The organism is Pseudoduganella sp. R-32, assembly GCF_049913245.1.
Classification (GTDB): domain Bacteria; phylum Pseudomonadota; class Gammaproteobacteria; order Burkholderiales; family Burkholderiaceae_D; genus Rugamonas.
On the sequence record NZ_CP183987.1, the window covers coordinates 6,264,489 to 6,288,025 of the forward strand.

Here is a 23,537-nt window from a genome sequence, read left to right on the forward strand (position 1 = left end):
GCCAGCGCCCGATACGCGTAGCGTGTTGGGCCCTGGCACTGGCATCTCAAGTCCCGGTGCCAGCTCCTGACACGTGCAGCGTGTTGGGCCCTGGCACCGGCATAATAAAGGAATCATGCTTTCCAAACTCAGCCCCCTCGCCCTTTCCCTTGCACTGGCCTTCGCAGGCGCCGCCCACGCGGCGCCTGATGAAAAGCCGGACCTGCGTTCCTCCTACACCAAGTACGAATTCCGCATCCCCATGCGCGACGGGGTGCGCCTGTTCACAGCCGTCTACGTGCCGAAGGATGCCGGCAAGTCCTATCCCTTCCTGATCGAACGCACGCCCTACAGCGCGGGCGTGAATGTCGACGGCCAGCTCCAGTACGGACCTGACTTTTTCCCGCGCCGCCTCGGCCCGTCGGCCGATTTCAGCGACGCCGGCTACATCTTCGTCAAGCAGGACGTGCGCGGCCGCTACATGTCCGAAGGCAAGTGGCAGGAAATGACGCCGCATGCCAAGACCGCGCTGGAGCCGGGCGAAGGCAATGAAAGCCGCGACATGCACGACACGGTCGACTGGCTGCTCAAGCATGTGGCCAACAACAACGGCAAGGTCGGCATCTACGGCATCAGCTATCCCGGCTTCTACACAGCAGCCAGCATCATCGACTCGCACCCGGCGATCCGGGCCGCCTCGCCGCAGGCGCCGGTCACCGACCTGTTCATGGGCGACGATTCCTACCATGGCGGCGCCTTCATGCTGGCGGCTAACTTCGACTTTTACGCTGCCTTCACGGAAGAAAAGAACCCATCACCCCTGCCCAAGAGCTGGAGCGATTTCGATTACGGCACCACCAGCGGCTACGACTACTTCCTGCAGCGCCTGACCATGTCGAACATCCTGGCCGGCATGCAGCCCAAGCAGCTGGCCTACCTGAAGCCGACCATCGACCACGACACCTACGACGAATTCTGGAAGTCGCGCAACCTGGCGCCGCACATGAAGAACGTCAAGGCCGCCGTGATGACCGTCGGCGGCTGGTTCGATGCGGAAGACCCGGCAGGACCGTTCTCGATCTACCGCGCCGTCGGCAAGAACAACCCGGGCATCTACAACGGCCTGGTAATCGGCCCATGGTCGCACGGCGGCTGGGCCAGCGGCGAAGGCAAGCGCCTGGGCCACGTGAAATTCGACAGCAAGACCAGCGAGTATTTCAACAAGAAGCTCTTGTTCCCCTTCTTCGAGGAGCAGTTGAAGGGCGTCAAGCCGGCGCAGCCGATTGCCGCCGTCAACACCTTCGAGACCGGTACCAACGTCTGGCGCCAGTACAGCGCATGGCCGCCGGTGCAGGCCAAGGCGAAGATGCTATACCTGGGCCCGAACGGCACCCTTGGCTGGACCCAGCCTGCTGCCGGCGGCGGCTTCGACGAATACATCAGCGACCCGCGCAGGCCGGTGCCTTATATCGGCTATCCGGCGACCGGCGTGCCACGCGAGTACATGGTTTCCGACCAGCGCTTTGCTTCGACGCGCCCCGACGTGCTGGTGTACCAGAGCGAAGTGCTGGAAGAAGACGTGACCATCGCCGGCCCGGTGACGCCCAAACTGTTCGTCTCCACCACCGGCACCGACAGCGATTTCGTGGTCAAGCTGATCGACGTCTACCCGAACGACTATCCGCAGGACAAGGAAGAAGAAAAGCACACGGACGTGGCGCCGCCGTCAGTGAAGATGGGCGGCTACCAGCAACTGGTGCGTGGCAATCCGCTTCGCGGCAAGTTCCGTAACAGCTTCGAAAAGCCCGAGCCTTTCGTGCCGGGCAAGGTGGAGCCGCTCAGCTACCAGTTGGGCGACGTGCAGCACACTTTCCGCCGCGGCCACCGCATCATGGTGCATGTGCAGAGCAGCTGGTTCCCGCTGGTCGACCTGAACCCGCAGACCTTCGCCAACATCCCGAACGCGAAGCCGGAAGACTTCGTGAAGGCCACCCAGCGCGTCTACCATGCGCCGGGCACGGCGTCGGGCCTGCAGCTGATGGTGATGCCTTGAGCAGTGCCTAGCAGTTCTCGTACTTCCAATGCCGCTTCTTGCCCTCGGCAATCCACTCGACCGCCTGGGCCATGCGCTTGTCGCGCGTGGCCTCGGTCTTTGCTTCGGTCAGCCAGTCGCAGTAATCGCGCTTGGCGCTGGTTGAAAACTCGTTAAAGACCTCATATGCAGCCGGATTGGCTTCCAGCGCGGCGATGAAATAATCCGGCACCACCAGTTCGCGCGGCGCTGCCTTCGGACGCGCGACCTTGGTCCCCTGTTCGTTGAGCTTCATGGCCTTCTTGATGTAGGCCGTGAGCTCTTTCTTCGGCGGCAAGTCCTTGATCGAGGTAATGCGGCCAAACTGGCCCATGGCTTCCTTGCCCTTGTCATTCTCGGCCGCAATCAGCAATTCAGCCTTCCAGAAGTTCAGGGCGCAATGCTGCTTGAAGGCGGCAAAGCTGCAGATGATTCCGTGGTAGTCGAAGTTCGGCATGCTCCACTTGATGGTTTCCTTCACCTCGGGACAAGCCGCGTGGATCACTTCCCGCAGGTGGGTCAGGATGGGCTGGGCGAATTCGGCCGACTTGGCGATGTACTCGTCGACGCGCGGATCAATGGTGGGCATGGTCATCCTATCAAGTGTGTTGCCGCAATCTGACATCGGTGCGTTGCTTAACGCAGTTTGCTCAGCATTAGGAGCATACTAAGACACATGAACAATTCACGCAAAGTGGCCGCCGCCGCTGGCGCCGTGGGTTTTGTCTGGGCCGGATTGACGGCCCTCCTCATGGCCGGCCAGCGCAAGCTGCTGTTCAATCCCACCGTCAAGCGCGAGGTGCAAAGCCCGCGCAGCAGCGGCCACCGCACACGTGCAATCGTGTTGCGCGGCGACGACGGAACGCGCCTGGCGGGCTGGCTGATGACGCCGCGCGAGCCGGGCGTGCGGCCTGCCGTGGTGTATTTCGGCGGGCGCTCGGAAGAAGTGTCCTGGCTGGTGCGCGATGCCGGCAACCTGTTCCCCGGCATGACGGTATTGACCCTGAATTACCGCGGCTATGGCGATTCGCACGGCGAGCCCGGCGAAGAAATGCTGGTTGCCGACGCCTGCATGCAGCTCGACTGGCTGTGCAAGCACCACAAGGTCGACCCGACCCGCATTGCGGTGGTGGGGCGTAGCCTTGGTTCCGGCGTGGCAGTGCAGCTGGCGATGCAGCGGCGGGTGCAGGCCACGGTGCTGATCACGCCGTACGACTCCATCCTGGCGCTGGCGCAGCGTAAATTCCCTGCGCTGCCGGTGTCGATGCTGCTGCAGCATCGCTTCGAATCGGTCAAGCATGCGACGCAACTGGCGGCGCCGACCTACGTGCTGCGCGCGGCAAGCGACGATATCGTGCCGCATTCGCACACCAATGAGCTGGTCAGCAAGCTGGCCTGCCTGCACCACGACGAAATCATTCCCGATTCCGATCACCTGAACATCCCTTACCTGCCGACTACCCAGCAGAAGATCGCCTGCTTCCTGCAGGCGCAGTTCACGCAGCCGGCTTGAATACCGAGCGGAAGGCGCGCATCGCGCCCGGATGGCCGATCGTCATATGCGTTTCTTCCAGCATTGGCGCCATTTGCCAGTGCAGGCCGTCGAGCTGCACGCTGCCCAGCGCCTGCTCCAGCTGTTTCGCCAATTCCGGCTGGCCTTTCTCGCCACTGGTGGCGATGAACAGGGTCTTGTCCAGGCGCTTGCGGGCGCGCAGCGCGCCGGCGGCGGTTTTCAGGATCTGGCGGTTGTTCCACCATAGCGTCGGGTCAATGGCGATAAAGGTGTCGAACATCTCCGGCGCCTGCAGGAAGGTTTCCAGCACGAACATGCCAGCCAGCGATTCGCCTATCAGCGCGGTCTCTCCAGTGGTGTTGTAGCGTGCTGTCACCTGCGGCATCAGTTCTTCGCGGATGAAGCGGCGGAACGCGGCAGAGCCGCCGACCACGGGGGCAATCTTCCTGTCTTCCGGGTTTTCGGTAGGAGCGGTCATGTCGCGGCGCCGCTGCGTATTCTCGATCCCCACCAGCATGAAGGAGCGCATCACCAGGCTGGCCACCGATACTTGCAGCAGGCCTGCCGTGTGCACGAAGTCTTCCGCCACGCCGCCGTCCAGCATGAACAGCACCGGCAGCGGCGCATCCGGCTTCACGTTCCAGGCCCGCGCCGAGTAGACGTTGATGCGGCGCATTTCGCCGAGGATTCTGGACTCCATCGTGAACGTTTCGCCAATCGCCAGCGGTGCAGCAGGCGCGGCGCCAGCCGCCCCAGCTTCCGCCGCCCCCGCCCGCGCCACCGCGGACGCCAGCACGCCCGCTGCCACGCCCAACACCTGCCTCCTGCTTGCCATGCTTTCTCCTCTCAAAACACCAGACAGCCCCGGTACGCGCGCGGCGCGACCACGGACAGATAACCATGCACCGCCTGCCGCACCAGGGCCCGCAGCGCAGCCGCATCGGGCCGCTCGCTGCGCGCCATCAAGGTCTGCGACACCAGGCTGTAAGCGATGGCATGCGCGGCAAAGGCGGCATCCTCCAACGTTGCGCCGGCCGGCCAGTCGGCGCCCGCGCCCAGGCCGCGCTCCCACGTGGCTACGAACTCCCGGTAAAGCTCACGGAACGCCTGCGGCTTTGAAATCTGGCGCTCCAGATGAAACAAGGCCGCCCACTGTTCGGGTTCCGCCAGCGGCGCCTGTAATTGCGCGTCCAGCAGCGCGTCGACCCGTTCCGGCAGCGGCAGGCCGGCCGCCGCCTGCGCCGACTGCTGCAACGCATCGGCAATGGCCCGCACCCGCTGGCGGATGCTGACTGCGGCCAGCGCTTCCTTGCTGGCGAAGTACTCGTAAAAGCTGCCGGCGCCAACGCCAGCCAGCGCCAGCACCTGTCGGATGCTGACCTGCGCATAGCCTTTCTCGACGAGCAGTTGCACGAAAGCCTGCTCGATGGCCTGCGCCGTGGCGCGGGCGCGCGACTGTGTCGGTTTTCGCCGCTTCGGCGCGACGGGAAGTGGTGCATGCATGGTCGGAATCCGAACACCCGGGAAAGCGCCGAGCATTACACTTTCTTGCACATTAATCAAGGAGCTGCGCCGCAATGGACAACCTGACCCACGAATTGCAAGGCTATAACCTGTACACCAGCGACCTCGCGCTGCAGGAAGGCATCTGCCGCGCCGGCGCCGGCGCCCATGAAGCCGAACTGGAAGCCTATGGCGCGCTGCTGGGCAGCGCGGCCACGATCCGTATGGCCGAAGACGCCAACCATTTCAAACCCGAACTGCAAACCTTCGACCGGCAGGGCCGCCGCATCGACCGTATCGAGTTCCATCCGGCCTGGCACGGCATGATGCGCATGGCGCGCGAGCAAGGCATGATCACCCAGCCCTTCTCGGACCCGCGGCCCGGCGCCTGGGCGGCTTACGCGGCCGCTTTCTCGATGCACCACCAGATCGAGTCCGGCAGCCAATGTCCACACTCGATGACGCTGGCCTGCGTGCCCGTATTGCGCCAGGAGCCGGAACTGTTCGAAGCGCTGGCGCCGAAACTGTTCTCGCGCACTTACGACCCGCGCGACATCCCGCTCGAGGGAAAGGATTCGATCCTGGTCGGCATGGGCATGACGGAGAAACAGGGCGGCTCGGACCTGCGCACCAATACCACGCGCGCCGAAGCCGTTGCCGGCGGCTACGAGCTGACCGGACACAAATGGTTCTTCTCCGCGCCAATGTGCGATGCGCACCTGGTGCTGGCCCGCACCGAAGGCGGCCTGTCCTGCTTCTTCGTGCCGCGCTACCGGCCGGATGGCAGCAAGAATGCGGTGCAGGTGCAGCGCCTGAAGGAAAAGGTCGGCAACCGCTCGAATGCCAGCAGCGAAGTGGAATTCCATGGCGCCTGGGGCCGCATGGTGGGCAAGGAAGGACGGGGCATCCCGACCATCATCGAGATGGCCAATATCACGCGGCTGAACTGCGTGATGGGGGCAGCGAGCCTGATGCGCCAATGCGTGGTGCAGGCCATCCACCATTCGCGCCAGCGGCACGCCTTCGGCAAGCGGCTGGTCGAACAGCCGCTGATGCAGAACGTGCTGGCAGACATGGCGCTGGAAAGCGAGGCTGCCACGCAGCTGATGATGCGCATGGCCGAAGCCTTCGACCGCGACGACAGCCCGCTGGAGCGCGCCTACCAGCGCATCGTCACCCCGGCAGGCAAGCTGTGGACCACCAAGCGCTCGATCGAACTGTCGGCGGAAGCGATGGAAGTCTTCGGCGGCAACGGCTATATGGACGAAGGGCCGATGGGGCGCCTGTACCGCGAAACACCGGTACTGTCGATCTGGGAAGGTTCCGGCAACGTGATGGCGCTCGACCTGCTGCGCGCCATCGGCCGCGAGCCGGAAGCCATGGCCGCACTGCTGGCCGACCTGCAGGATGGCTGCCACGCCGACGCCGTGCTGCGCCCCCACTTCGCCATGCTGGCCGGCCTGCTCGACGGCCGTACCTCGCAGGAGGCGTCGGCCCGCCGCAACGCGCAAGCGCTGGTCCTGCTGATCCAGGCCCGGCTGCTGCGCGAACGCGCCCCAGCCGCAATCGCCGACGCCTTCATCGTCAGCCGCTTCGACAGCGCGCACGGCCGCATCTACGGCACCCTGCCGGACGCCCGCGCCCTGCCCGCCATCATCGACCGCGCCTGGCCGGTGTAACGCGAATCGCGGTCCGGCTTCCGGTATAATCCTGCCCCATGAACGATACTACCCGCCCAGAACTCCCGGACCACCTGTCGATCGACCCGCGCAGCCCGCACCACGTAGCTGCCGTGTTCGAGCACGACATTGGCATCAAATTCAACGACAAAGAGCGCTTTGACGTTGAGGAATACTGCATCAGCGAAGGCTGGATCAAAGTCCAGCACGCCACGGCCAAGGACCGCCGCGGCCAGCCGATGCTGATCAAGCTGAAAGGCAAGGTAGACGCCTTCTACCGCTGATATTCCTCCCCGGGCCAGCTTTCGCTGGCCTTTTTTCCGGCCAGCGCAGTCGAATCAAGGCGTCGGCTGCGAAGTTCGATTTGCCGCACCGCTTCCGCGACGCCATTCTCCTGCCGCATTGCTTCGCCAATCCGGCGTGCCCGCTCGCCCATCTCAGGATTTTCGCGCACATGGCGAATCTGCGCGGCGATGCCGGCTGCTGTCGCATTGCGGCGTTTGACGGTCTTGCCTGCGACGCCGATGCGTTTCAGCTCACGGCCCCAATGCTCCTGCTCACTGAGATTGGCGACCACGATCGAAGGCTTGCCCGCCAGCGTAGCCGACTGCGTCGTCCCGGCGCCTCCGTGGTGAACAATCGCCATGCAATGGGGGAAAATCCGGTGGTGCGGCGCCGCCGCGACGTACAAGATACGGTCGTCAGAGCTGAAGCCGCATGCGTTCCAGTCGCTGCACTGGATGATCGCACGGCAGTTTGCCTCGCGCGCAGCATCGGTCAGCAAACGCAGGGCCGCCGTTTGCCCCTTGAGATCCTTGGGCATCCAGCTGCCAAAGGTCATGTACACCGGCGCCTCCCCAGCCGCAAGAAAGCCAGACAAGGAAGGCGGTAGTACTCCTTCCAGTTCACAGTTCGGCCGGTCAAGGAAACCGCAGACCTGGATCGAGTCGGGCCAGTCGGGTTGACGCGGACAGATTTGCGGGCTGACTGCCACCAGCGCCAGGTAGCGCGATACCCAGACGTCCGACACGATGTCGCGCATCGGCGCCATGCCCAATTGCTTGCGCAGCCGGTCCGGGTAGTGGCGCACAGTGCGATTCAGGAGAGTGCGGGTCAGCCACCATAACAGGCGATTTCCGTGCCTGCCGACCATCGACAAGCCAAGAGGATTGACATGATCGCTTGGCACGCCGCCATGCGACAACAGGACGCTAACGTAGGGCAGCCCCGCATGTTCCGCCGCAACCTGCAACGGGTGCATGAAGTAATGCCCAACCAGCAGGTCCGACTCCGCGCACAGGCGCCGGGCCGCCTCGAACATGGCGTCCTCCGCCGGCGCAAACGCCAGGCGCAAGATCTCGGCCATCTGCTTCAGCGGATCACGGATGCGATAGGCAGCCTGGCCGACGGCTTCGGCCTGCTCGGCGTTGAAGGTGAGCGGTGTCAAGACGGTGATTTTCGCCCCGGCAGCGGAACGCACCTTGTCGTACGTTTCGGCTTCGAGGCTGGTAATCACCAGGTGGACTTCATGGCCGGCGGACTGCAAGCCATCGGCAAGCGCAAGAAAGGGACGGATATCACCGTGGCTGCCCCAAGTCAGCATTCCAATTTTCATCGTGCCTCCGGAATCTCCGTCAGGTCGTGGTACACCAGCTTGCCGAGTTTGCGCGCCGCAGCCACCATGGCATCCGCGCCGGCGGAGGCGCCGCCAATGCGCAAGATGGCGTTGCAGTGGGAAAGTAAGCGCTCACAATGTGGATGGAAAATCTCTTTATAGACAGTATCGCCGACGGATGTCGAGCCAGCGGCATGCAGCACAGGCAGCGCCAGCCACTCGCCCAATACCGGCGTGTGGCCCTTGCGACACAGCGGCAGAACATAGGCCTCCATGGCGGCCATGTTCGCTGCCATGCGCTCCGGATCGTCGCCCGTACCCGAACGGTATGGACCTGCGACCAGGATCATCATGCTACGCGGCGGCAGCAAGTGCAGGTGTAGGTACTGCAGCAGCATGACGGTCTTGGCGTCCTTGATCTCGCCGCTGGCCGTCATTGCCAGCGCCTGGTCGGCATCGAGTTCGAGGACCTCAATGTCTTCGCCCTCGTCCTCCAGCCCGCCGCCGCTGCCGATCTTCGACTGTGCGTCATATTCGCCGACGAAGAAGTGCAGGCGCTCGGTGACGGAGCCGGGGCTCATGAAGACATCGAACACCGGCCGCAGCTTGTCCACCTTGTAGCCGGTTTCCTCTTCCAGCTCGGCATGCATGCGCTGTTCCGGATGCGCTTCATCCAGCAGGCCGGCCGGGGCTTCGATCAGGTAGCCGTCATGCTGGTTGACGTAGGCGGGAAAGCGGAACTGGCGCGTCAACAGCACCGTGCGGCGCTCCAGGTTATACAGCAGGGCAACGGCGCCATTGCCGCGGTCGTAAGTTTCCCTGCTCATGGTCTGCCAGCGGCCGTCGCGGCGTTTCAGATCGAAGGTGGTGGTCTTGAGGACGTACCAGTTATCCGACAACAGCTGGACCGACTTGATGCGGACATACTCGTGCATGATTTTCTCCACCCGGTTTTCAATTCATGCATAATCATGCAAGATCAATTAAAAACATGCAAGCATGCTGACCTCCCAACGCAAACTCGTCCTGCTGGAGATGCTGAACCGCGAGGGCAAGATCGTCGCCACCGACGCCGCCCAAGCCCTTGCCGTTTCGGAAGACACCATCCGCCGCGACTTGCGCGAACTGGCGCGCGAAGGCCGCCTGCAGCGCGTGCACGGCGGCGCCTTGCCGGCGTCGCCTGCGATGGGTGACTTCGCCGCCCGCCAACAGATAGCACCCGACGACAAGAGCGCGATCGGCCGCGCCGCCGCCGCCATGGTGCAGCCGGGGCAAGTCGTGTTCATCGACGGCGGAACGACCTCGGCCCAACTGGTGCGCCAGCTTCCGCCTGGGCTGCAAGCTACCGTGGTCACGCACAGCCCATCCATCGCGCTGGAACTGGTGTCGCATCCGACGATCGAGGTGATCATGCTGGGCGGGCGCCTGTTCAGGCATTCGGTGGTGAACGTAGGCGCCACGACTGTCGACGCGATCCGGCAATTCCGGGCCGACCTGTATTTCATGGGCGTCTGCAGCGTGCACCCCGAGGCCGGCTTATCGACCGGGGATTTCGAGGAGGCTGGCGTCAAGCGAGCCCTGAGCGCAGCGGCCGCCGAAACCATCGTCCTCGCTTCGCCAGAGAAGCTGATGACAGCCTCACCATACCAGGTGATTCCGCTAAGCGAGCTATCTGCCCTGGTAACGGTTGCCAGCGTGCCGGAAGAAACGCTGTCGCCCTACCGCCAGCGCGGCATCACGGTCCACCTGGCGTAGCGCATCCCCAGTCACAGAACGCCTGCAACTGATGAATATCATCAGATGATATAGTGGTCTAATGAAGGCGGCGTCCTGCCATGGACACGCTGCTGGACCCGATGGACTGACGGTAAAAAATGATGAAACCAATTTTTATTGGCATCATGCTTCAAGAGCGAATTCGCGAACGCGTGCTGGCGATCGCTCGTGGCGACTACGCCTCCAAGTCAACTGAACCGAATATTTGGTTTGCGTCGATGAAATCGCTCGCATAGGTCCTGAGTGATGACAACCGCGCCCTTCTACATGTCATCATGGACATGAAGCCGGAATCTATTTCAGCGTTGGCAGAGGCTACCGGCCGCAAACCTAGCAAGCTATTCCGGACCTTAAAGACCATGTCCAACTATGGCATCGTGGAATTGAAGCGAGAGCGAAATTATGTGCGTCCGATTGCAAACGCTACAGAGTTCCATATTGTCGCGGGATAGCTTTGCGTCAAGGCGCTGACGCCTAATCCAAGCCAACAGCTTCATTGGCAACAGCCCGAGATTACAATTCTGCCAAGGGGCCATAAGGCCAGCCACTGCCTCACTTTATCTGCATACGACAAAATATAAGCGGGGTCTCGATGGCAGGGTCAAGACCTGGTACAAGTCCCCTCGCATGCCCAGCACTTTGTCGCCCAACTTACCCGTGCCACAGTTGAACACAATCGCCTTGATGTTTGGGAAGCGTTCAAGCAAGCCAAGCAGATCGTTGCCGTTACGGTTGCGGATGACTGTCGAGGCTTCCCTTGCGATGCGCCTCCGAAACGACGTCCCACAAGCCGATGCCAGGCTCGAGCAAGTTAGCCAGGTGGGCGTCGTAAGACATGGAGCGCAAGTCGGCCTCGATCACTGCGCCGAGCAACTCCGAGAATTTGTTGATGTTTTGGTCAATTTGACACCACATGAATCGCTTCAGACTCCGACATAGGTCAATTCCATGTTCAGGTACTCGTGCAATGCTTGTTTGCTCAGTTCCCTTGCGACGTTTCGCTTATAAGCTAAAATGTACACTATCCTTCATTATCTGGATGCTCGTGGCAAGGACTACTTCCAAGAATCGCTGGATGCCCTGGGTGATCGGAATGCAAAGTTAGCAATCATTCGGCGAGTGGCACGATTGGCCGCTGGCTTAGCAGGTGACCACCAGTCGCTCCGCGAGGGAGTTCAAGAGCTTCGAATCGATATCGGTCCCGGATACAGCGTGTACTTTGCATTTGTTGGCAAGGCGGTCGTCCTTTTGACGTGCGGCGGCAGCAAACGAACACAAGACCGAGATATTGCATCCGCAATAGAAATGCTACGAGATTGGAAGAACAGAAATGACAAAATCCCACCGCTCTCATGATGATACCACTGTCGAGATGTTTCGGAAGGATCCAACTCTGGCCGCGGACTATCTTAACGACGTTCTCGCAACCGGTGATGAAGTGGATCTGATGATGGCGCTTAGGTATTTGAGCACGGCCTTCGGCGGCGTGCAGGAAATTGCTCGCCGGGCGGACGCCAATCCAAACACGATGTACCGCACGCTGTCTGAACATGGCAACCCGTCGTTAAGGACTTTGCGAGCCATTCTGAGCTCCATGGGATTGCGCCTAGCAGTTCGGCCTATCTCTGCGGGAGAAGCATAGTCTTTCGCTAGGCTTTGCCTGCCGACTGCTTCCGCCCCGAAGCGGACCATCAGTTAGCAATCTCTACTTCAGCTTCAAGCCAGACAGTCGGCTTGGCATTCAACATCGAAACGGGGTTCGGATTCACATTGAACGTCAATGACTTTGGGATACCACTTACCTTAAATTCTGCAGTGGAGTCCGCTGAGGGTTGTGGCCCACAAATAGAGCAAAGTGGCATGGCATCAGGAGGCACTGCGCTCACGCTCACGATCGCAAAGGTAATGGGGCCTTTGGAAATTGCAAGTGCGCCGCGCACAGAAACGCTTTGATTCTTTCCTTTCCAAGTCATATTGCAGCCGGATATCTCCCGAGTATTTGAGCGGGTGGCACCACCGGTATCAGAATAGACTGGAATTTTGCCGCTAACCTTGCAGAGTTTGGTTATCTTGGTCACTTGTCCATTATGAGCTTCGACCAGCTGGACCGTAGCGGTCATTTTGGCGTTGCGCAGTACGGGAGGTGCAAGCGGTGGCGGCGGAATTGCATATACTGGCTGAGCACTCAATATCAGCAACATAGCGAGCAACTGCCTTCGGGATAATTTCACCAATTTCATAAGACTTTTTTTTGAGGCTGCTCATGGCCGTTTTCGTTCACATGGACGGCGAAGTTAACGAGGCTCATCAGTGGGCAAAATTCCCGCAATGGCGAGCGCCAGCTCATCGTCAAGAATTTCAGTTTCGTCCGTGAAGCTCGACGCAATCCGGCGTTGGGCCTCGGGCACTACTAACCCCAATGCGATTTGCTGACGAATGAAGGTAGCCAACACGTAATTCGAAATTTCACCAACTGGTACCAACCAATTGTCGCGGCAACGCTCTGTGAGACTTGAGTTGAAGTCCGGATCAACCCAAGGGCCAACGATATCTGCGACTGCTCTTTTTTCCATTTAATCTCATGTCATGTCAGCGGCAAGACGCCTCAGATGCCCGCTATTGGCCGGATTCTGCCTGCGGCATCAACGTTGGACGTAACCGGCCGCAGCAGCGCGAAGCGATGCGTAGGTCCGGTTGACGGAATTGTTGGGCCAGTTGCGCATTACCTGGAGTGCCATGAGGTATGACAGTTCAAACATTGCTGAGCGGCCCGAGTTGCGAGCTTCCCACCACAGTGAGGGCAGATACCAAAAACTTCTTCGCATTTCGGAAACATTCGATGATCCATGTACTCACGAACGACTTCAACAGCAACATCTTCAAAAGTAGCGATCTTCTTCTCGAGCGCGTCCCGGTTACCCACAAGATCATTTCCGATAGAAGAGAATGTTTCAACCGACGGACAAAATGTCGTCATTTCGGTTCCACACCGGGGACATTCGCGTTTTCCAAAAGTTCGCATTTAGGCCCAACGTGTTATAGATCGCAAAATACCGAGTTAACATGGGCGTCTACGATATAACATCCCTTGTTTTTGACCAAAGAAGCCCTTCAACGGCGGGGCTTCTTTAATATTTACTGCATTTCCATACAGGTTTAACAAAATCGACAAAAGTCGCAGCGACCTGGTACGCACCGATCTTGACATATTTGCAACCAACTGGGGAGGGAAGCCGAGGGCGCAACGGCAGCTGTTGGCCGATTTCAGCTTAGCCCTGCCAAATTAGGTCTAAGTCGCCATCGATGAACCCGACAGCGACGGCCTTTCCTTCCTTTAGTTTTGCTGCAGCACCCGACGACTTGCGTAGCAGCTTGACCAGCAACTGCTTCGTATCGTGTAGGCACTCTTCCCAGCTCCCGTCGGCGAATTCTCGAGGAATTGAAATAGAACGAGGACTGGCCACCCACGCCTCATCACATGCCCAGTCCCAGTCATCTTCATCGAACTCTTCGGCGCCGATTAGTTCAATTCCGTATTTTGACTCTGCAGATGCTAGTTCGAAGAGGTTAAATGAGTACGCCACTACTGTTTGAGGGACTTCTACAGCGAGCGCGGACGCAAGCCAGTGCTCAACATTTTCAGAAAATTCCATATTCCATTTATTCATTCAATTTGCTGCGGTAGTCCGGTTCTGGCCGAGGACGGCCTTCTCGAGACGGCCTAATTTCGATAAGTGTCGATATCAATTTCCGCGCCGACGGCATGGATAAAGTTGATGACCGGCGATTCGAAACCTATCGCAGGCATCGAAGCCTCTTCATTTTGGTCAATCCAGAGTACAACCTGAAAGACGCATCGCAAATTGAACGTAGTTTTCGCATCAATGATCTTGGCTGAAAAAGGTGCCAGCTGAGCCACAAGCGCGCCCGACATCTCATACACGTCAATCACGTCACTTTCAACTCGGCCTGCGGAAACTTCCCAGGATGAGTTTCTGGGAAGCGGCACTTCAGGTCGACGTTCCCCTTTTCGCCGAATTGACGTCGCCGAGAGACCGACATGGACCGAGATCTCATCTGGATCGAAATCACCACCATACATCGCGAAGTAGACTTCGCCCCTACTTGTCATGTTTCTTCCTAAGCTCGCACTGTCTGGTAATGGCCGATTGCGGCCTGCGTCTAATAATCATCGAACCGTCTCATTATCGGCTGTAATGCTATCCACAGTTTAGCTTTATCTGCGTAAGGCAAAGTGTAGGCCGGGCTACTCGAGGGCAAAGTCAAGATTTGATACGCAACAGCTCGGGAACCAAGCGCTTTGATGCCTAATTTCGCTGCCGTGCCGCCGTTGAACGCGATCGTTTTGATCGTCGGGAAGCGTCCGAGCAATCCGAGAAGGTCATTCTCGTTGCGGTTGCGAATTGCGCTATCCAGGCTTCCTCGGCGATGTGCTTCGGCGACGACGTCCCACAAGCCGATACCGTGTTCGCGCAGCGTTGCGAGTCGTGCGTGGTAGGTCATAGCGCGCAGGTCGACGTTGATCACCTGCCCCACCAGCTCCCAGAACTTGTTCTGAGGATTGCCGTAATACTCCTGCACCGCCAGCGATTTATCGCCCGGCAGGCTGCCCAGCACCAGCAAGCGGGTGCGATGGTCAACCACCGGGTCAAAGCAGCGCTTGCGCGCATCCTGGCATGTGTCGAGGTTCGTCATGCCAGCCATTCTATCAAGCGGGCCGGGCCCGCTTCCAGGCTTCAGGCCTTGCGGCGGCGTACCAGGCCGAAAGCACCCAGGCCCAGGCCGAACAGTGCCAGCGAAGCCGGCTCAGGGACGTCGGCAGCGGCGTTACGGCCTTCCACGGTGAAGGACACGAAGTCGGCGCCGCCGACCGCGTACGAGTCCACCATCGAAGTGTTTTGCCAGCGCACATTCAGCACATTGTCGGCTGCAAACTGCGCCCACTGTGCTGCGGTCAGGGCGATGGTGCCGGTGATGGTGTAGTCGTAGTCAGCCACGTTGGTCACGACATTGGAAGGGCCGCCGTTGGTGCTGCTCCAGTGGGTCAGTTGCACATTATCGAGGAAGAAGTTCAGGTATTCGTCGAAACCGGCATAGTTGGTGCCGTAGTCGCCCTTGGCGGTGATCGACAGGATGACGTCGCTTTGTGCAGGGCCGCTCAGGTTGAATGCACTGGTATAGCTTTGGCCAGTCGTCGTAATTGCAGTGGTGTTGCTAGCGATTACACCGGCGAAAGCGCTGGTGCTGGATGCGGCGGCGATCAGGGCTGCAGCGATCAGTTTCTTCGACATCAGTCTTACTCCATAGTGGTAAATAATAAACAGAACTGCTCATTAAGCAATATTGATGCCAGAGTGCATGTTTTGTTTCCAATCAATAAGTTAGGTTGAAAGCGAAACAAGAGGTGTAAAAAAATCCGACACCAAATGCCGATTCCTCAGGTGTAGAATCGAACGGTAGTGCTAAACAAACAACCACACTGGAGACCGCAACCATGAGCGAGCAGCGCGCCATCGTCACCCTGCTGTTGAAGTACAGCGAGAGTCACCTGAACCCCACGAATGAAGCGATCCACTGCGTGTGCGTGCCGCTGATCGTCTTCAGCCTGCTGGGACTGATCTGGTCCATTCACCCCTTGCTGGCGGTGGCGCTGGCGGCGGCATCGATGGTGTATTACTTCAAGTTGTCGCGCAATTTCGCGCTCGGCATGCTGCTGATGGCGGGCTTCATGCTGGCGGTGCTGAGCGCGCTGCCGCCGGCTGCGGTCCTGCCACTGAGCGGCTTGATCTTCGTCCTGGCATGGATCGGCCAGTTCATCGGCCACAAGATCGAGGGCAAGAAACCGTCGTTCTTCGACGACTTGCGCTTCCTGCTGATCGGGCCCCTGTTCGTCCTGGGCGTGCTGTATCGCCGCCTGAATCTCGCCTACTAAACCAGGGCGGCGCTGCCATGGCCGGGACTTGCGCGTCGCCGGCCGGCGCACTGCGCCGCTTCGAAGAAACACTTATACTGGCGGGATGCCTTCATCGATACTCTTCATTCTCGCCTGCCTTATCTGGGGTTCCACCTTCTTCGCGATTACCCTGCAACTGGGCGACATCGCTCCCGCCGTTTCCATCGTCTACCGCTTTGCACTGGCCTCGAGCGTTCTGTTCGCCTGGTGCCTGCTGCGCGGCGACAAGCTGAAGCTGTCGTGGAAGGCGCAGCGCTGGACCATCCTGCAGGGTTGCTGCAGCTTTGGCTTGAGCTATATCGGCACCTATAACGCGGAACAGTACGTCGTTTCGGCGCTGGTGGCGGTGCTGTTTGCGCTGATGGTGTTCTGGAATCCGATCCTGAACCGCATTGCCTTTGGCACGCCGCTGACCTGGCGCACCTGGGCTGCCGGCAGCGCGGCAGTCGGGGGCGTGGTGCTGCTGTTCTATCATGCGATTTCCGAGTCGCTGCGCGACGTGATGGCGGGCGGCCAGGGGCATTTCATCCTGGGCCTGGCCCTGGCGCTGGGCGCGACCATTGCGAGCTCGGTCGGCAATACGCTGGTGGTCAAGGTGCGCCAGCATGAATCGAATGTGCTGCTGACCATGGCCTGGGGCATGTTGTGGGGCACCCTGCTGGTGGCCCTGTGGGCGCTGGTGCGCGGCGATGCCTTTGTCATGCCGGCCACGGCTTCATACTGGGGCGGCTTGCTGTACCTGTCGCTGCTGGGTTCCGTGATCGCGTTCGCCTGCTACTTCACGCTGATCGACCGCATCGGCACGCAGAAGGCGGTGTATATCGGCGTAGTGACGCCGGTGATTTCCGTCTTGCTGAGCATTCGCCTTGAACATTACCGGCCGGGTTGGATGGAAGTCCTGGGCATGGTGGTGTGTATCGCCAGCGTGGCCTGGGCGCTCAAGGCGCCGTCGATGCCGGCCAGCCGCATTCCTGTTGACCTTAAACCTTTGAAGAAAGCTTCATGAGCAATTTGACTATCCGCCCTGCCCGTCCGGAAGACGTGGCGTCCATCATGGCCATGATCCGCGAACTGGCTGTTTTCGAAAAACTGGAACACCTGGTGGTGGCTGACGAGGCCATGCTGCATGAGGAAATGTTCGGCGCCAAGCCAGGCGTGGAGGGCATCGTCGGCGAGGAGTCGGGTGAAGTGGTGACTTATGCCCTGTTCTTCCACAATTTCTCGACCTTCCTGTGCAAGAAGGGGCTGTACCTGGAAGACCTGTACGTGAAGCAGAACCGCCGCGGCGCGGGCTATGGCAAGCAGATGCTGGCGGCGCTGGCACGGATCGCGGTCGAGCGCCAGTGCGGACGCTTTGAATGGTCGGTACTGGACTGGAATGTCAATGCAATCAAGTTCTACGAACAGATGGGCGCCGACGTGCTGCCAGACTGGCGCGTTTGCCGCGTTACCGGGCCGGCGCTGCAATCGCTGGCCAAGGCCTGAGACAAAAAAAATCCCTCGCGGCTCGTGTGTGGTCGGGCGAGGGATACTAAACCCAGGTGTCAGTTGGGAGGGGAGATGAATCGACGGTTTCAATATAGTCGCCCTGCCCCGACCGTGCCTCGTCACTTACAAATTCTTACCTGGCTTACATTTGATCTAGCTCAATACATTCTTCGGAGAAACTCCCAGAATGGATAGTCCCGCCTCGGTGGAGACTGACGATGTTCAAAGCTGTTTATCGGGTTTATCTGCGCCTTTTGCTGGACCGCTACACGCGGGAATTGCAGGTGCTGGCGGCGCAGCGGGCCAATGATGCATTAGCAGAGCAAGTACTCACGCACGAAGCCGAGCAGGTGCGCGCGCGGCTGCTGATGCTTTGAATCCCCTTTCCATCCATTCGAACAGCCCCTGCGTGAGCAGGGCCAGGAGGGCTGCCGGCAGCGCGCCGGCCAGCATCAGGGTGTTGTCGTTCAGGGCCAGGCCGGTGGTGATGCGTTCGCCGTAGCCGCCCGCGCCGATGAAGGCGGCAATGGTGGCGGTGCCCACGCTCATCACGGCTGCGGTTTTCACGCCGGCCAGGATGACTGGCGCAGCCAGCGGGAGTTCGACTTCTTTCAGGCGCTGCGTGCTGCGCAGGCCTAGCGCTGCGGCGGCTTGCTTCAGGCCTTGCGGTACGCCGCTGATGCCGGTGCAGGTGTTGCGGATGATCGGCAGCAGCGCGTAGACGAACAGCGCACACAGGGCTGGCATGGTGCCGATGGTGCCCAGCAGCGGAATCAGCATGGCCAGCAGGGCCAGCGAAGGGATGGTTTGCAGGGTTCCTGCGACGGCCATCACTGGTTCGCGCAGCCTTGGGCGGTAGGCGGCGAGGATGCCAAGCGGGATGCCGATGGCGCTGGCCATTGCGACCGACAGTGCGACCAGGAGGATGTGCTGGCGGGTCAGGGGCCAGAAATCGTCAGCAAAAAGGCGTCGCCAGAGTGTCGGGACGCTGGCTGGCGCGCCCGGGGCCGGGGCCGCGGCGGCGTGCGATGCGCCGGCCGCGCTAATGGAGGCCGGGTGGCGCCCGAGCCAGTCGCTGGCGATGGCGGCGAACGGCTGGCCGTGCAGTTCGGCGGCGGCGTTCATGGCGATCATGTCGGTGGCGCTGATGCGGCCTTCGAGCGCGCGCAATGCCTTCCAGGCGGCAGGGAAGCGCTGGGCAGCGTCGAGGCGGTACAGCAGGACGGCGTCGTAGCGCGGGAAGTAGCCGCGGTCGTCCTCCAGCACGCGCAGGCCGTATTGGCTGATCTTGGCATCGGTGGAGTAGATGTCGATGACGTCGACTTGCTTCTGCGCCAGCGCTTCATAGGCGATGCCGTGGTCAAGCCCGCGCGGCGCGGCGCCAATGCCGTACTGCCTGGCGAGACCCGGCCAGCCGTCTGCGCGGCCGATGAATTCATGCGACAGGCCGTAACGCAGGCCGCGCCGTGCTGCCAGTTCGCTCAGTTTGCGCGGGCTGCCCGCGTCGCCGCGCACCGCCAGGGCGTATGTGTTGTTGAAGCCAAGCGGGATGGCCACGCCCAGGCCTTGCGCGGCCAGTTCGCGCTGCATCTGCTCCAGCGTGGCGGGCTGAGTGTGTTTCAGGATTTCCAGGCTGATCGTGCCGGTGTACTCGGGATAGACGTCGATGCTGCCGGACTTCAGCGCGGCCAGCACGATCGCTGTGTTGCCAAGGCCTTGCCTGTGCTCGACCCGCGCCTGCGCCGCAGCGGTTTGCGCCAGCAACTCGCCAAGGATGTAGGACTCGGTGAAGCGCTTGGAGCCGATGCGCAGCGTGGCGCCGGTGGCGTCGGCGGCGCCGGTGTTCGCGGCGCCCGCTGCGCTGCAGGCAACGAGGGCGGCGGTCGCCAGGGCCGGCAGGACTGTGGCGGCGCGGCGCAGCAAGGTCAGGCGCCTGCGGCGGCAGCGATGGCTGGAATGCCGACCACGGGGTCGCGCCAGACGCCTCGGTTGACCACGGCGACGCAGGGGTTGAAACCGAAGGCGTAGCACAAGTCGGCCGGGCGGGCGATCTGCCACAGCGCGAAGTCGGCGCGCTTGCCCACTTCCAGTGTGCCGACCTCGCCATCCAGGCCCAGCGCGCGGGCGGCATGGATGGTGCAGCCGGCCAGCGCTTCGAGCGGCGTCAGGCGCCACAGCGTGCACACCATATTCATTGCCAGCAGCAGGGACGTCATCGGCGAGGTGCCGGGATTGTTGTCGGTCGCGACTGCCATCGGTACGCCGGCAGCGCGCAAGGCGGCGACCGGCGGCGGCGTCGTGTCACGCAGGAAGTAGTAGGCGCCCGGCAGCAGCACGGCCACGGTGCCGGCGGCTTCCATGGCGGCGATGCCGGCAGCCGACAGGTGCTCCAGGTGGTCCGCCGACAGGCCGCCAAAGCGCGCCACCAGGGCCGCCCCGCCCTGGTCGGACAACTGTTCGGCATGCAGCTTGACCGGCAAGCCATGCTCGCGCGCGGCGGCGAAAATGCGCTCGGTCTGGGCGGCAGTGAAGCCGATGCGCTCGCAGAAGGCGTCCACCGCATCGGCCAGGCCTTCGTCCGCCAGGGCGGGAAGCATGCCGATCACGGCGTCGACGTAGTCGTCGGGCCTGTCCTTGAATTCGGGCGGCAGCGCGTGCGCGCCGAGGAAGGTGGTGCGCACCGACACCGGCATGACCTGCTCCACGCGGCGCGCCACGCGCAGCATCTTGCTTTCGGAGGCGAGGTCCAGGCCGTAGCCGGACTTGATTTCCAGCGTGGTCACGCCTTCGGCCAGCAGCGCGGCGATGCGCGGCAGGGACTGGCGCAGCAATTCTTCATCGGAAGCGGCGCGGGTGGCGCGCACGGTGGACATGATGCCGCCGCCGGCACGGGCGATATCCTCGTAGCTGGCGCCGTTCAGGCGCGCCTCGAATTCGTCGCTGCGGTTGCCGGCGTGGACGATGTGGGTGTGGCAGTCGATCAGGCCAGGCGTCAGCCAGCAGCCGCCGGCATCGTGCTCCAGCTCCGCGCTGCCCGCCGCGGCCGCATCCTGGCGGCGGCCGATCCAGGCGATGCGGCCGTTATCGACCGCAATGGCGGCATCGCGGATTTCGCCATAGCCCTCGCCCGCCATGGTGGCCAGGTGCACGTTGGTGATCAACAGGTCCCACTCTACTGCCATGTGTTTTTACTCTTCGTTCGGGAAAATATCGACAATGAACACGGTGGCGTGGCCCGCCTCCAGCGTCCACACGTCATCCTTGTCCAGCACCACCGCATCATAGCGCACCAGCGAGATGCGCTCGCTGGTGCTGGCCAGGTTCAGGCTCTCTCCTTCGGCCAGGAACACCACGGTGGTCGGGCTGCGCCGCTCCAGCGTGGAGAAGTCGCGGATGGTGCGCCGTTCCAGCTGGTGGTTGCAGATCGAGCGCCGCGTCATGACGTTGAAATCGGTGGTCGGCGCGCCTTCCACGGTGGCAGTGACGGCGTTCTCGCCCGGGAAGGCGATCACCGGCTCGCGCTCGGACAGCGCCACGCGCCGCTCGTTGCCCACGTCCAGCACCACGCCGCCGCCCTCGACCAGGGTCAGGGTGCGGTCGATGCCGGGAAACACGGAGAACGGTCCGCTCTGCGCGATGGTGGCCAGCGACAGGCGCCATTCGAACTCGTCGAAGCCGGCGCCCGGCGGCATCACGCACAGTTCCGTGGTGCTGCCGCCGCCGTTTTTCCAGGGCGTGGCGTGCAGGCTTGCATACTGGATGATTTGAGTCATGCTCGTAGCTCGCGCAGTTCGGCCAGCGTCTTTTTGAAGCGCGTGGTGATGGCCGGTTGCGCCACGTGCTCCCGGTTGCGCACCACCCAGTGGCCGCCAACCATCACATCCCTGACAAGATTATCATTTCCGCTGAAAACCAAGCATCCCAGAATGTCGGCGGCGTCGATTCCGTCAAGATTCGGGTGGTCGTCGTCCAACACTATCAGGTCGGCACGCTTGCCGGCCGAGAGCGCGCCCACCGGGCGGCCCGCCGCCTGGGCCCCGCCGCGCAAGGCAGCTTGCCACAGGAAGTCGCCGACGCGGCGCTCGCTTCCGGACACCGCGATATTGCGGCGCTGCTGCGCCAGGCGCTGGCCGTATTCGAGCCAGCGCAGTTCTTCCACCGCGCTTTGCGAGACGTGGCTGTCGCTGCCGACGCCGAAACGGCCACCCTGTGCCAGGAAGCTTTCAAGCGGGAACAGGCCGTCGCCCAGGTTGGCTTCCGTGGTCGGGCAGAGGCCCGCCACGGCGCCGCTTTGCGCGATGGCCGTCACTTCGTCGTCGCTCAGGTGGGTGGCGTGCACCAGGCACCAGCGCGCGTCGACCGCCAGGTTGTCGACCAGGTACTGCACCGGGCGCTTGCCCGTGTAGTCCAGCGACTGCTGCACCTCGCCCTGCTGCTCGGCGATGTGGATGTGCACCGGGCGCGCCTTCGGCAGGTGGTCCAGCACTTCGCGGATCTGCGCCACCGAGGCGGCGCGCAGCGAATGCGGCGCCACGCCCACTTCCACCTGCGCGTCGCGCAGCGGCTCCAGCTCGCCGATGATCTTCAGCACGTCGCGCGCATCGGTGCGGAAGCGCGCCTGCTCCGGCTTCAGGGGCTGTTCGCCGAAGCCGGCATACGAATACAGCACCGGCAGCATGGTGATGCCGATGCCGGCCTGGCGCGCGGCGGCAATCACGCGCTGCGCCGTTTCCGACGCCTGCGGGTACAGGCTGCCGTCCGGCGCGCGCTGCACGTAGTGGAATTCGCACATCGAGGTATAGCCGTGGCGCAGGCATTCGGAGTACAGCTGGGCGGCGATGGCCTCCATCTGCTCCGGCGTGATGTTGCGCGCGAAGCGGTACATCAGGTCGCGCCAGGTCCAGAAGCTGTCCTGCGCATCGCCCGCGACTTCGGTCAGGCCGCCCAGCGCTCGCTGGAAGGCGTGCGAGTGCAGGTTGACCATGCCCGGCATGACCAGGCGCGCGCCCGGGATGCCGGGCGCCGCCACGGCGTCGGGCTGCACGGCGGTGAAATTGCCGCGCTCGTCCCACTGCAGCAGGACGTTCTTGCGCCAGCCGTCGGCCAGCAGCGCGTGGTGCGCGAACAGGGCTTTCATGGGCGCACCCCGCGCACCCAGTCCGCGGCGGTTTGCACCAGCCGGCGCAGCAGCGGCTCGATCTCGGCAGCACGGTCGGCGCGGTAGCCGAACGGCGCCTCTTCGTCCATATAGGTGGACTGGCACATCTCGAGCTGGATCGCGTGCACGCCCTGCTCCGGCTTGCCGTAACAGCGGGTGATGTGGCCGCCCTTGAAGCGGCCGTTGACGGCCACGGTAAAGCGCTCGTCGCGGCGCGCCACGCCGGCGATGGCTTCGGTCATGGCGGCATCGCAGCTGGCGCCGTCGGCGCTGCCGAAATTCAGGTCCGGCAGCTTGCCTTCGAAGAAGCGCGGCACCACGGAAGCGATCGAGTGGGCGTCCCACAGCACCACCTTGCCGTGCATCGCCAACAAGCGCTCGAGTTCTTCGCGCAACTGGGTGTGGTAAGGCTGCCAGTAGGCGGCCAGGCGGCGCTCGACCTCGGCCGGCGACGGCTGCTGGCCTTCCAGGTAGAGCGGCTCGCGGTGGAAGGTGTCGACCGGGCACAGGCCGGTGGTGTCCTGGCCGGGATACAGGTTGGTGTTTTCCGGCGGGCGGTTCAGGTCGATCACATAGCGCGACCAGCGCGCCGACAGGGTGGACGCGCCCAGCGCGCCCAGGAAGTCGTACAGCTGCACCAGGTGCCAGTCGGTGTCGGCCTTGCCGCTCGCCGCTGGCGTCATCGCCGCGGCGATATCGTCAGGGATGTCGGTGCCCACGTGGGGCATCGACACCAGCAAGGGAATACTGCCTGCTTGGAAGCGGTAATCCATGGAACCTC

General features: G+C 62.1%; 30 protein-coding genes. 13 read left to right on the forward strand and 17 right to left on the reverse strand.

Annotated features, from left to right (window positions below):
* Positions 1 to 115: 115 nt before the first annotated feature.
* Positions 116 to 2,032: a CocE/NonD family hydrolase gene (locus ACN9MU_RS28705; protein WP_426319347.1), complete on the forward strand. Its 1,917-nt coding sequence runs from the start codon at positions 116 to 118 to the stop codon at positions 2,030 to 2,032.
* Positions 2,033 to 2,039: 7 nt separating this feature from the next.
* Here the strand turns inward: ACN9MU_RS28705 and ACN9MU_RS28710 are convergent, their stop codons facing one another.
* On the reverse strand, positions 2,040 to 2,639 hold the full coding sequence (locus ACN9MU_RS28710) for a YdeI/OmpD-associated family protein (protein ID WP_426319348.1): 600 nt from the start codon (positions 2,637 to 2,639) through the stop codon (positions 2,040 to 2,042).
* 87 nt (positions 2,640 to 2,726) lie between these two features.
* Between ACN9MU_RS28710 and ACN9MU_RS28715 the strand changes: the two genes are divergently transcribed.
* On the forward strand, positions 2,727 to 3,563 hold the full coding sequence (locus tag ACN9MU_RS28715) for an alpha/beta hydrolase (RefSeq protein ID WP_426165154.1): 837 nt from the start codon (positions 2,727 to 2,729) through the stop codon (positions 3,561 to 3,563).
* Here ACN9MU_RS28715 and ACN9MU_RS28720 read toward each other — a convergent pair.
* A complete protein-coding gene (locus ACN9MU_RS28720) occupies positions 3,547 to 4,398 on the reverse strand; it encodes an alpha/beta hydrolase (protein ID WP_426165156.1) in 852 nt (283 codons plus the stop codon). The genes ACN9MU_RS28715 and ACN9MU_RS28720 overlap by 17 nt on opposite strands.
* Positions 4,399 to 4,409: 11 nt before the next feature.
* Complete coding sequence (locus tag ACN9MU_RS28725; RefSeq protein ID WP_426319349.1) at positions 4,410 to 5,117, reverse strand: TetR/AcrR family transcriptional regulator; 708 nt, start codon at positions 5,115 to 5,117, stop codon at positions 4,410 to 4,412.
* Positions 5,118 to 5,140: 23 nt separating this feature from the next.
* On the opposite strand from ACN9MU_RS28725, the gene ACN9MU_RS28730 reads away from it, so the two are divergent.
* Together ACN9MU_RS28730 and ACN9MU_RS28735 are read left to right on the forward strand one after the other, a co-directional pair.
* Positions 5,141 to 6,745, forward strand: a complete 1,605-nt coding sequence (locus ACN9MU_RS28730; protein ID WP_426343807.1) for an acyl-CoA dehydrogenase family protein — start codon at positions 5,141 to 5,143, stop codon at positions 6,743 to 6,745.
* 38 nt (positions 6,746 to 6,783) lie between these two features.
* On the forward strand, positions 6,784 to 7,029 hold the full coding sequence (locus ACN9MU_RS28735) for a DUF3297 family protein (protein WP_130310317.1): 246 nt from the start codon (positions 6,784 to 6,786) through the stop codon (positions 7,027 to 7,029).
* Here ACN9MU_RS28735 and ACN9MU_RS28740 read toward each other — a convergent pair.
* A complete protein-coding gene (locus ACN9MU_RS28740) occupies positions 7,020 to 8,360 on the reverse strand; it encodes a glycosyltransferase (RefSeq protein ID WP_426343808.1) in 1,341 nt (446 codons plus the stop codon). The genes ACN9MU_RS28735 and ACN9MU_RS28740 overlap by 10 nt on opposite strands.
* Positions 8,357 to 9,295, reverse strand: coding sequence for an NUDIX domain-containing protein (locus ACN9MU_RS28745; RefSeq protein ID WP_426343809.1), 939 nt, complete (start codon positions 9,293 to 9,295; stop codon positions 8,357 to 8,359). The genes ACN9MU_RS28740 and ACN9MU_RS28745 overlap by 4 nt, the downstream gene beginning before the upstream one ends.
* Positions 9,296 to 9,359: 64 nt before the next feature.
* Between ACN9MU_RS28745 and ACN9MU_RS28750 the strand changes: the two genes are divergently transcribed.
* From ACN9MU_RS28750 to ACN9MU_RS28760, 3 genes are all read left to right on the forward strand, one after another.
* The gene (locus ACN9MU_RS28750; protein WP_426165166.1) at positions 9,360 to 10,115 is read left to right on the forward strand and encodes a DeoR/GlpR family DNA-binding transcription regulator; all 756 of its coding nucleotides are present in this window, start codon (positions 9,360 to 9,362) and stop codon (positions 10,113 to 10,115) included.
* 119 nt (positions 10,116 to 10,234) lie between these two features.
* On the forward strand, positions 10,235 to 10,372 hold the full coding sequence (locus ACN9MU_RS28755; RefSeq protein WP_426165168.1) for a hypothetical protein: 138 nt from the start codon (positions 10,235 to 10,237) through the stop codon (positions 10,370 to 10,372).
* A gap of 36 nt (positions 10,373 to 10,408) precedes the next feature.
* On the forward strand, positions 10,409 to 10,588 hold the full coding sequence (locus ACN9MU_RS28760) for a hypothetical protein (protein ID WP_426344908.1): 180 nt from the start codon (positions 10,409 to 10,411) through the stop codon (positions 10,586 to 10,588).
* A gap of 274 nt (positions 10,589 to 10,862) precedes the next feature.
* On the opposite strand, the gene ACN9MU_RS28765 is transcribed toward ACN9MU_RS28760, so the two are convergent.
* Positions 10,863 to 11,051: a hypothetical protein gene (locus ACN9MU_RS28765; RefSeq protein ID WP_426165170.1), complete on the reverse strand. Its 189-nt coding sequence runs from the start codon at positions 11,049 to 11,051 to the stop codon at positions 10,863 to 10,865.
* A gap of 99 nt (positions 11,052 to 11,150) precedes the next feature.
* Between ACN9MU_RS28765 and ACN9MU_RS28770 the strand changes: the two genes are divergently transcribed.
* Positions 11,151 to 11,492 carry a type II toxin-antitoxin system RelE/ParE family toxin gene (locus ACN9MU_RS28770; protein ID WP_426165172.1) on the forward strand — a complete coding sequence of 114 codons (342 nt, stop codon included), beginning with the start codon at positions 11,151 to 11,153 and terminating at the stop codon, positions 11,490 to 11,492.
* Complete coding sequence (locus ACN9MU_RS28775; RefSeq protein ID WP_426165174.1) at positions 11,467 to 11,778, forward strand: DNA-binding protein; 312 nt, start codon at positions 11,467 to 11,469, stop codon at positions 11,776 to 11,778. Before ACN9MU_RS28770 ends, ACN9MU_RS28775 begins: the two co-directional genes overlap by 26 nt.
* 49 nt (positions 11,779 to 11,827) lie before the next feature.
* On the opposite strand, the gene ACN9MU_RS28780 is transcribed toward ACN9MU_RS28775, so the two are convergent.
* From ACN9MU_RS28780 to ACN9MU_RS28805, 6 genes are all read right to left on the reverse strand, one after another.
* Positions 11,828 to 12,376 carry a hypothetical protein gene (locus tag ACN9MU_RS28780; protein WP_426343810.1) on the reverse strand — a complete coding sequence of 183 codons (549 nt, stop codon included), beginning with the start codon at positions 12,374 to 12,376 and terminating at the stop codon, positions 11,828 to 11,830.
* Positions 12,377 to 12,430: 54 nt separating this feature from the next.
* Positions 12,431 to 12,709, reverse strand: coding sequence for a hypothetical protein (locus ACN9MU_RS28785; protein ID WP_426165178.1), 279 nt, complete (start codon positions 12,707 to 12,709; stop codon positions 12,431 to 12,433).
* A 696-nt stretch (positions 12,710 to 13,405) separates the two neighbouring features.
* Entirely contained in the window at positions 13,406 to 13,804 is a 399-nt protein-coding gene (locus ACN9MU_RS28790) for a hypothetical protein (RefSeq protein WP_426165180.1), read from the reverse strand.
* Positions 13,805 to 13,857: 53 nt separating this feature from the next.
* Positions 13,858 to 14,268, reverse strand: a complete 411-nt coding sequence (locus tag ACN9MU_RS28795) for a DUF4279 domain-containing protein (protein WP_426165182.1) — start codon at positions 14,266 to 14,268, stop codon at positions 13,858 to 13,860.
* A 50-nt stretch (positions 14,269 to 14,318) separates the two neighbouring features.
* Positions 14,319 to 14,852 (reverse strand): DNA-deoxyinosine glycosylase, encoded by a 534-nt coding sequence (locus ACN9MU_RS28800; RefSeq protein ID WP_426165184.1) that lies wholly within the window; start codon positions 14,850 to 14,852, stop codon positions 14,319 to 14,321.
* A 41-nt stretch (positions 14,853 to 14,893) separates the two neighbouring features.
* A complete protein-coding gene (locus ACN9MU_RS28805) occupies positions 14,894 to 15,448 on the reverse strand; it encodes a PEP-CTERM sorting domain-containing protein (RefSeq protein WP_426165186.1) in 555 nt (184 codons plus the stop codon).
* Positions 15,449 to 15,651: 203 nt separating this feature from the next.
* Between ACN9MU_RS28805 and ACN9MU_RS28810 the strand changes: the two genes are divergently transcribed.
* From ACN9MU_RS28810 to ACN9MU_RS28825, 4 genes are all read left to right on the forward strand, one after another.
* Complete coding sequence (locus tag ACN9MU_RS28810) at positions 15,652 to 16,089, forward strand: DUF962 domain-containing protein (RefSeq protein ID WP_426165188.1); 438 nt, start codon at positions 15,652 to 15,654, stop codon at positions 16,087 to 16,089.
* 85 nt (positions 16,090 to 16,174) lie between these two features.
* Entirely contained in the window at positions 16,175 to 17,116 is a 942-nt protein-coding gene (locus tag ACN9MU_RS28815) for a DMT family transporter (protein ID WP_426165190.1), read from the forward strand.
* Entirely contained in the window at positions 17,113 to 17,595 is a 483-nt protein-coding gene (locus ACN9MU_RS28820) for a GNAT family N-acetyltransferase (protein ID WP_426165192.1), read from the forward strand. Before ACN9MU_RS28815 ends, ACN9MU_RS28820 begins: the two co-directional genes overlap by 4 nt.
* Positions 17,596 to 17,816: 221 nt before the next feature.
* Complete coding sequence (locus ACN9MU_RS28825; protein WP_426165194.1) at positions 17,817 to 17,975, forward strand: hypothetical protein; 159 nt, start codon at positions 17,817 to 17,819, stop codon at positions 17,973 to 17,975.
* On the opposite strand, the gene ACN9MU_RS28830 is transcribed toward ACN9MU_RS28825, so the two are convergent.
* From ACN9MU_RS28830 to hutG, 5 genes are read right to left on the reverse strand one after another with little or no spacing between them, the layout of a single operon-like run.
* Positions 17,929 to 19,521 carry a glycine betaine ABC transporter substrate-binding protein gene (locus ACN9MU_RS28830; protein ID WP_426343811.1) on the reverse strand — a complete coding sequence of 531 codons (1,593 nt, stop codon included), beginning with the start codon at positions 19,519 to 19,521 and terminating at the stop codon, positions 17,929 to 17,931. The two genes, ACN9MU_RS28825 and ACN9MU_RS28830, sit on opposite strands and share 47 nt — an antisense overlap.
* A 2-nt stretch (positions 19,522 to 19,523) precedes the next feature.
* A complete protein-coding gene (gene hutI, locus ACN9MU_RS28835; RefSeq protein ID WP_426336475.1) occupies positions 19,524 to 20,780 on the reverse strand; it encodes an imidazolonepropionase in 1,257 nt (418 codons plus the stop codon).
* Positions 20,781 to 20,786: 6 nt separating this feature from the next.
* The gene (locus ACN9MU_RS28840; protein ID WP_426319358.1) at positions 20,787 to 21,371 is read right to left on the reverse strand and encodes a HutD/Ves family protein; all 585 of its coding nucleotides are present in this window, start codon (positions 21,369 to 21,371) and stop codon (positions 20,787 to 20,789) included.
* Positions 21,368 to 22,735 (reverse strand): formimidoylglutamate deiminase, encoded by a 1,368-nt coding sequence (locus ACN9MU_RS28845; RefSeq protein ID WP_426165202.1) that lies wholly within the window; start codon positions 22,733 to 22,735, stop codon positions 21,368 to 21,370. The genes ACN9MU_RS28840 and ACN9MU_RS28845 overlap by 4 nt, the downstream gene beginning before the upstream one ends.
* Positions 22,732 to 23,529: an N-formylglutamate deformylase gene (gene hutG / locus ACN9MU_RS28850; RefSeq protein WP_426343812.1), complete on the reverse strand. Its 798-nt coding sequence runs from the start codon at positions 23,527 to 23,529 to the stop codon at positions 22,732 to 22,734. The genes ACN9MU_RS28845 and hutG overlap by 4 nt, the downstream gene beginning before the upstream one ends.
* Positions 23,530 to 23,537 lie beyond the last annotated feature (8 nt).

What these genes read in the sequence shown, in the direction of transcription:
- ACN9MU_RS28705 (WP_426319347.1), top strand. Translation starts at nt 116, where the DNA reads ATGCTTTCCAAACTCAGCCCCCTCGCCCTTTCCCTTGCACTGGCCTTC.
- ACN9MU_RS28710 (WP_426319348.1), bottom strand. Translation starts at nt 2,639, where the DNA reads ATGCCCACCATTGATCCGCGCGTCGACGAGTACATCGCCAAGTCGGCC.
- ACN9MU_RS28715 (WP_426165154.1), top strand. Translation starts at nt 2,727, where the DNA reads ATGAACAATTCACGCAAAGTGGCCGCCGCCGCTGGCGCCGTGGGTTTT.
- ACN9MU_RS28720 (WP_426165156.1), bottom strand. Translation starts at nt 4,398, where the DNA reads ATGGCAAGCAGGAGGCAGGTGTTGGGCGTGGCAGCGGGCGTGCTGGCG.
- ACN9MU_RS28730 (WP_426343807.1), top strand. Translation starts at nt 5,141, where the DNA reads ATGGACAACCTGACCCACGAATTGCAAGGCTATAACCTGTACACCAGC.
- ACN9MU_RS28735 (WP_130310317.1), top strand. Translation starts at nt 6,784, where the DNA reads ATGAACGATACTACCCGCCCAGAACTCCCGGACCACCTGTCGATCGAC.
- ACN9MU_RS28740 (WP_426343808.1), bottom strand. Translation starts at nt 8,360, where the DNA reads ATGAAAATTGGAATGCTGACTTGGGGCAGCCACGGTGATATCCGTCCC.
- ACN9MU_RS28745 (WP_426343809.1), bottom strand. Translation starts at nt 9,295, where the DNA reads ATGCACGAGTATGTCCGCATCAAGTCGGTCCAGCTGTTGTCGGATAAC.
- ACN9MU_RS28750 (WP_426165166.1), top strand. Translation starts at nt 9,360, where the DNA reads ATGCTGACCTCCCAACGCAAACTCGTCCTGCTGGAGATGCTGAACCGC.
- ACN9MU_RS28755 (WP_426165168.1), top strand. Translation starts at nt 10,235, where the DNA reads ATGATGAAACCAATTTTTATTGGCATCATGCTTCAAGAGCGAATTCGC.
- ACN9MU_RS28765 (WP_426165170.1), bottom strand. Translation starts at nt 11,051, where the DNA reads ATGTGGTGTCAAATTGACCAAAACATCAACAAATTCTCGGAGTTGCTC.
- ACN9MU_RS28770 (WP_426165172.1), top strand. Translation starts at nt 11,151, where the DNA reads ATGTACACTATCCTTCATTATCTGGATGCTCGTGGCAAGGACTACTTC.
- ACN9MU_RS28775 (WP_426165174.1), top strand. Translation starts at nt 11,467, where the DNA reads ATGACAAAATCCCACCGCTCTCATGATGATACCACTGTCGAGATGTTT.
- ACN9MU_RS28780 (WP_426343810.1), bottom strand. Translation starts at nt 12,376, where the DNA reads ATGAAATTGGTGAAATTATCCCGAAGGCAGTTGCTCGCTATGTTGCTG.
- ACN9MU_RS28785 (WP_426165178.1), bottom strand. Translation starts at nt 12,709, where the DNA reads ATGGAAAAAAGAGCAGTCGCAGATATCGTTGGCCCTTGGGTTGATCCG.
- ACN9MU_RS28790 (WP_426165180.1), bottom strand. Translation starts at nt 13,804, where the DNA reads ATGAATAAATGGAATATGGAATTTTCTGAAAATGTTGAGCACTGGCTT.
- ACN9MU_RS28795 (WP_426165182.1), bottom strand. Translation starts at nt 14,268, where the DNA reads ATGACAAGTAGGGGCGAAGTCTACTTCGCGATGTATGGTGGTGATTTC.
- ACN9MU_RS28800 (WP_426165184.1), bottom strand. Translation starts at nt 14,852, where the DNA reads ATGACGAACCTCGACACATGCCAGGATGCGCGCAAGCGCTGCTTTGAC.
- ACN9MU_RS28805 (WP_426165186.1), bottom strand. Translation starts at nt 15,448, where the DNA reads ATGTCGAAGAAACTGATCGCTGCAGCCCTGATCGCCGCCGCATCCAGC.
- ACN9MU_RS28810 (WP_426165188.1), top strand. Translation starts at nt 15,652, where the DNA reads ATGAGCGAGCAGCGCGCCATCGTCACCCTGCTGTTGAAGTACAGCGAG.
- ACN9MU_RS28815 (WP_426165190.1), top strand. Translation starts at nt 16,175, where the DNA reads ATGCCTTCATCGATACTCTTCATTCTCGCCTGCCTTATCTGGGGTTCC.
- ACN9MU_RS28820 (WP_426165192.1), top strand. Translation starts at nt 17,113, where the DNA reads ATGAGCAATTTGACTATCCGCCCTGCCCGTCCGGAAGACGTGGCGTCC.
- ACN9MU_RS28825 (WP_426165194.1), top strand. Translation starts at nt 17,817, where the DNA reads ATGTTCAAAGCTGTTTATCGGGTTTATCTGCGCCTTTTGCTGGACCGC.
- hutI (WP_426336475.1), bottom strand. Translation starts at nt 20,780, where the DNA reads ATGGCAGTAGAGTGGGACCTGTTGATCACCAACGTGCACCTGGCCACC.
- ACN9MU_RS28840 (WP_426319358.1), bottom strand. Translation starts at nt 21,371, where the DNA reads ATGACTCAAATCATCCAGTATGCAAGCCTGCACGCCACGCCCTGGAAA.
- ACN9MU_RS28845 (WP_426165202.1), bottom strand. Translation starts at nt 22,735, where the DNA reads ATGAAAGCCCTGTTCGCGCACCACGCGCTGCTGGCCGACGGCTGGCGC.
- hutG (WP_426343812.1), bottom strand. Translation starts at nt 23,529, where the DNA reads ATGGATTACCGCTTCCAAGCAGGCAGTATTCCCTTGCTGGTGTCGATG.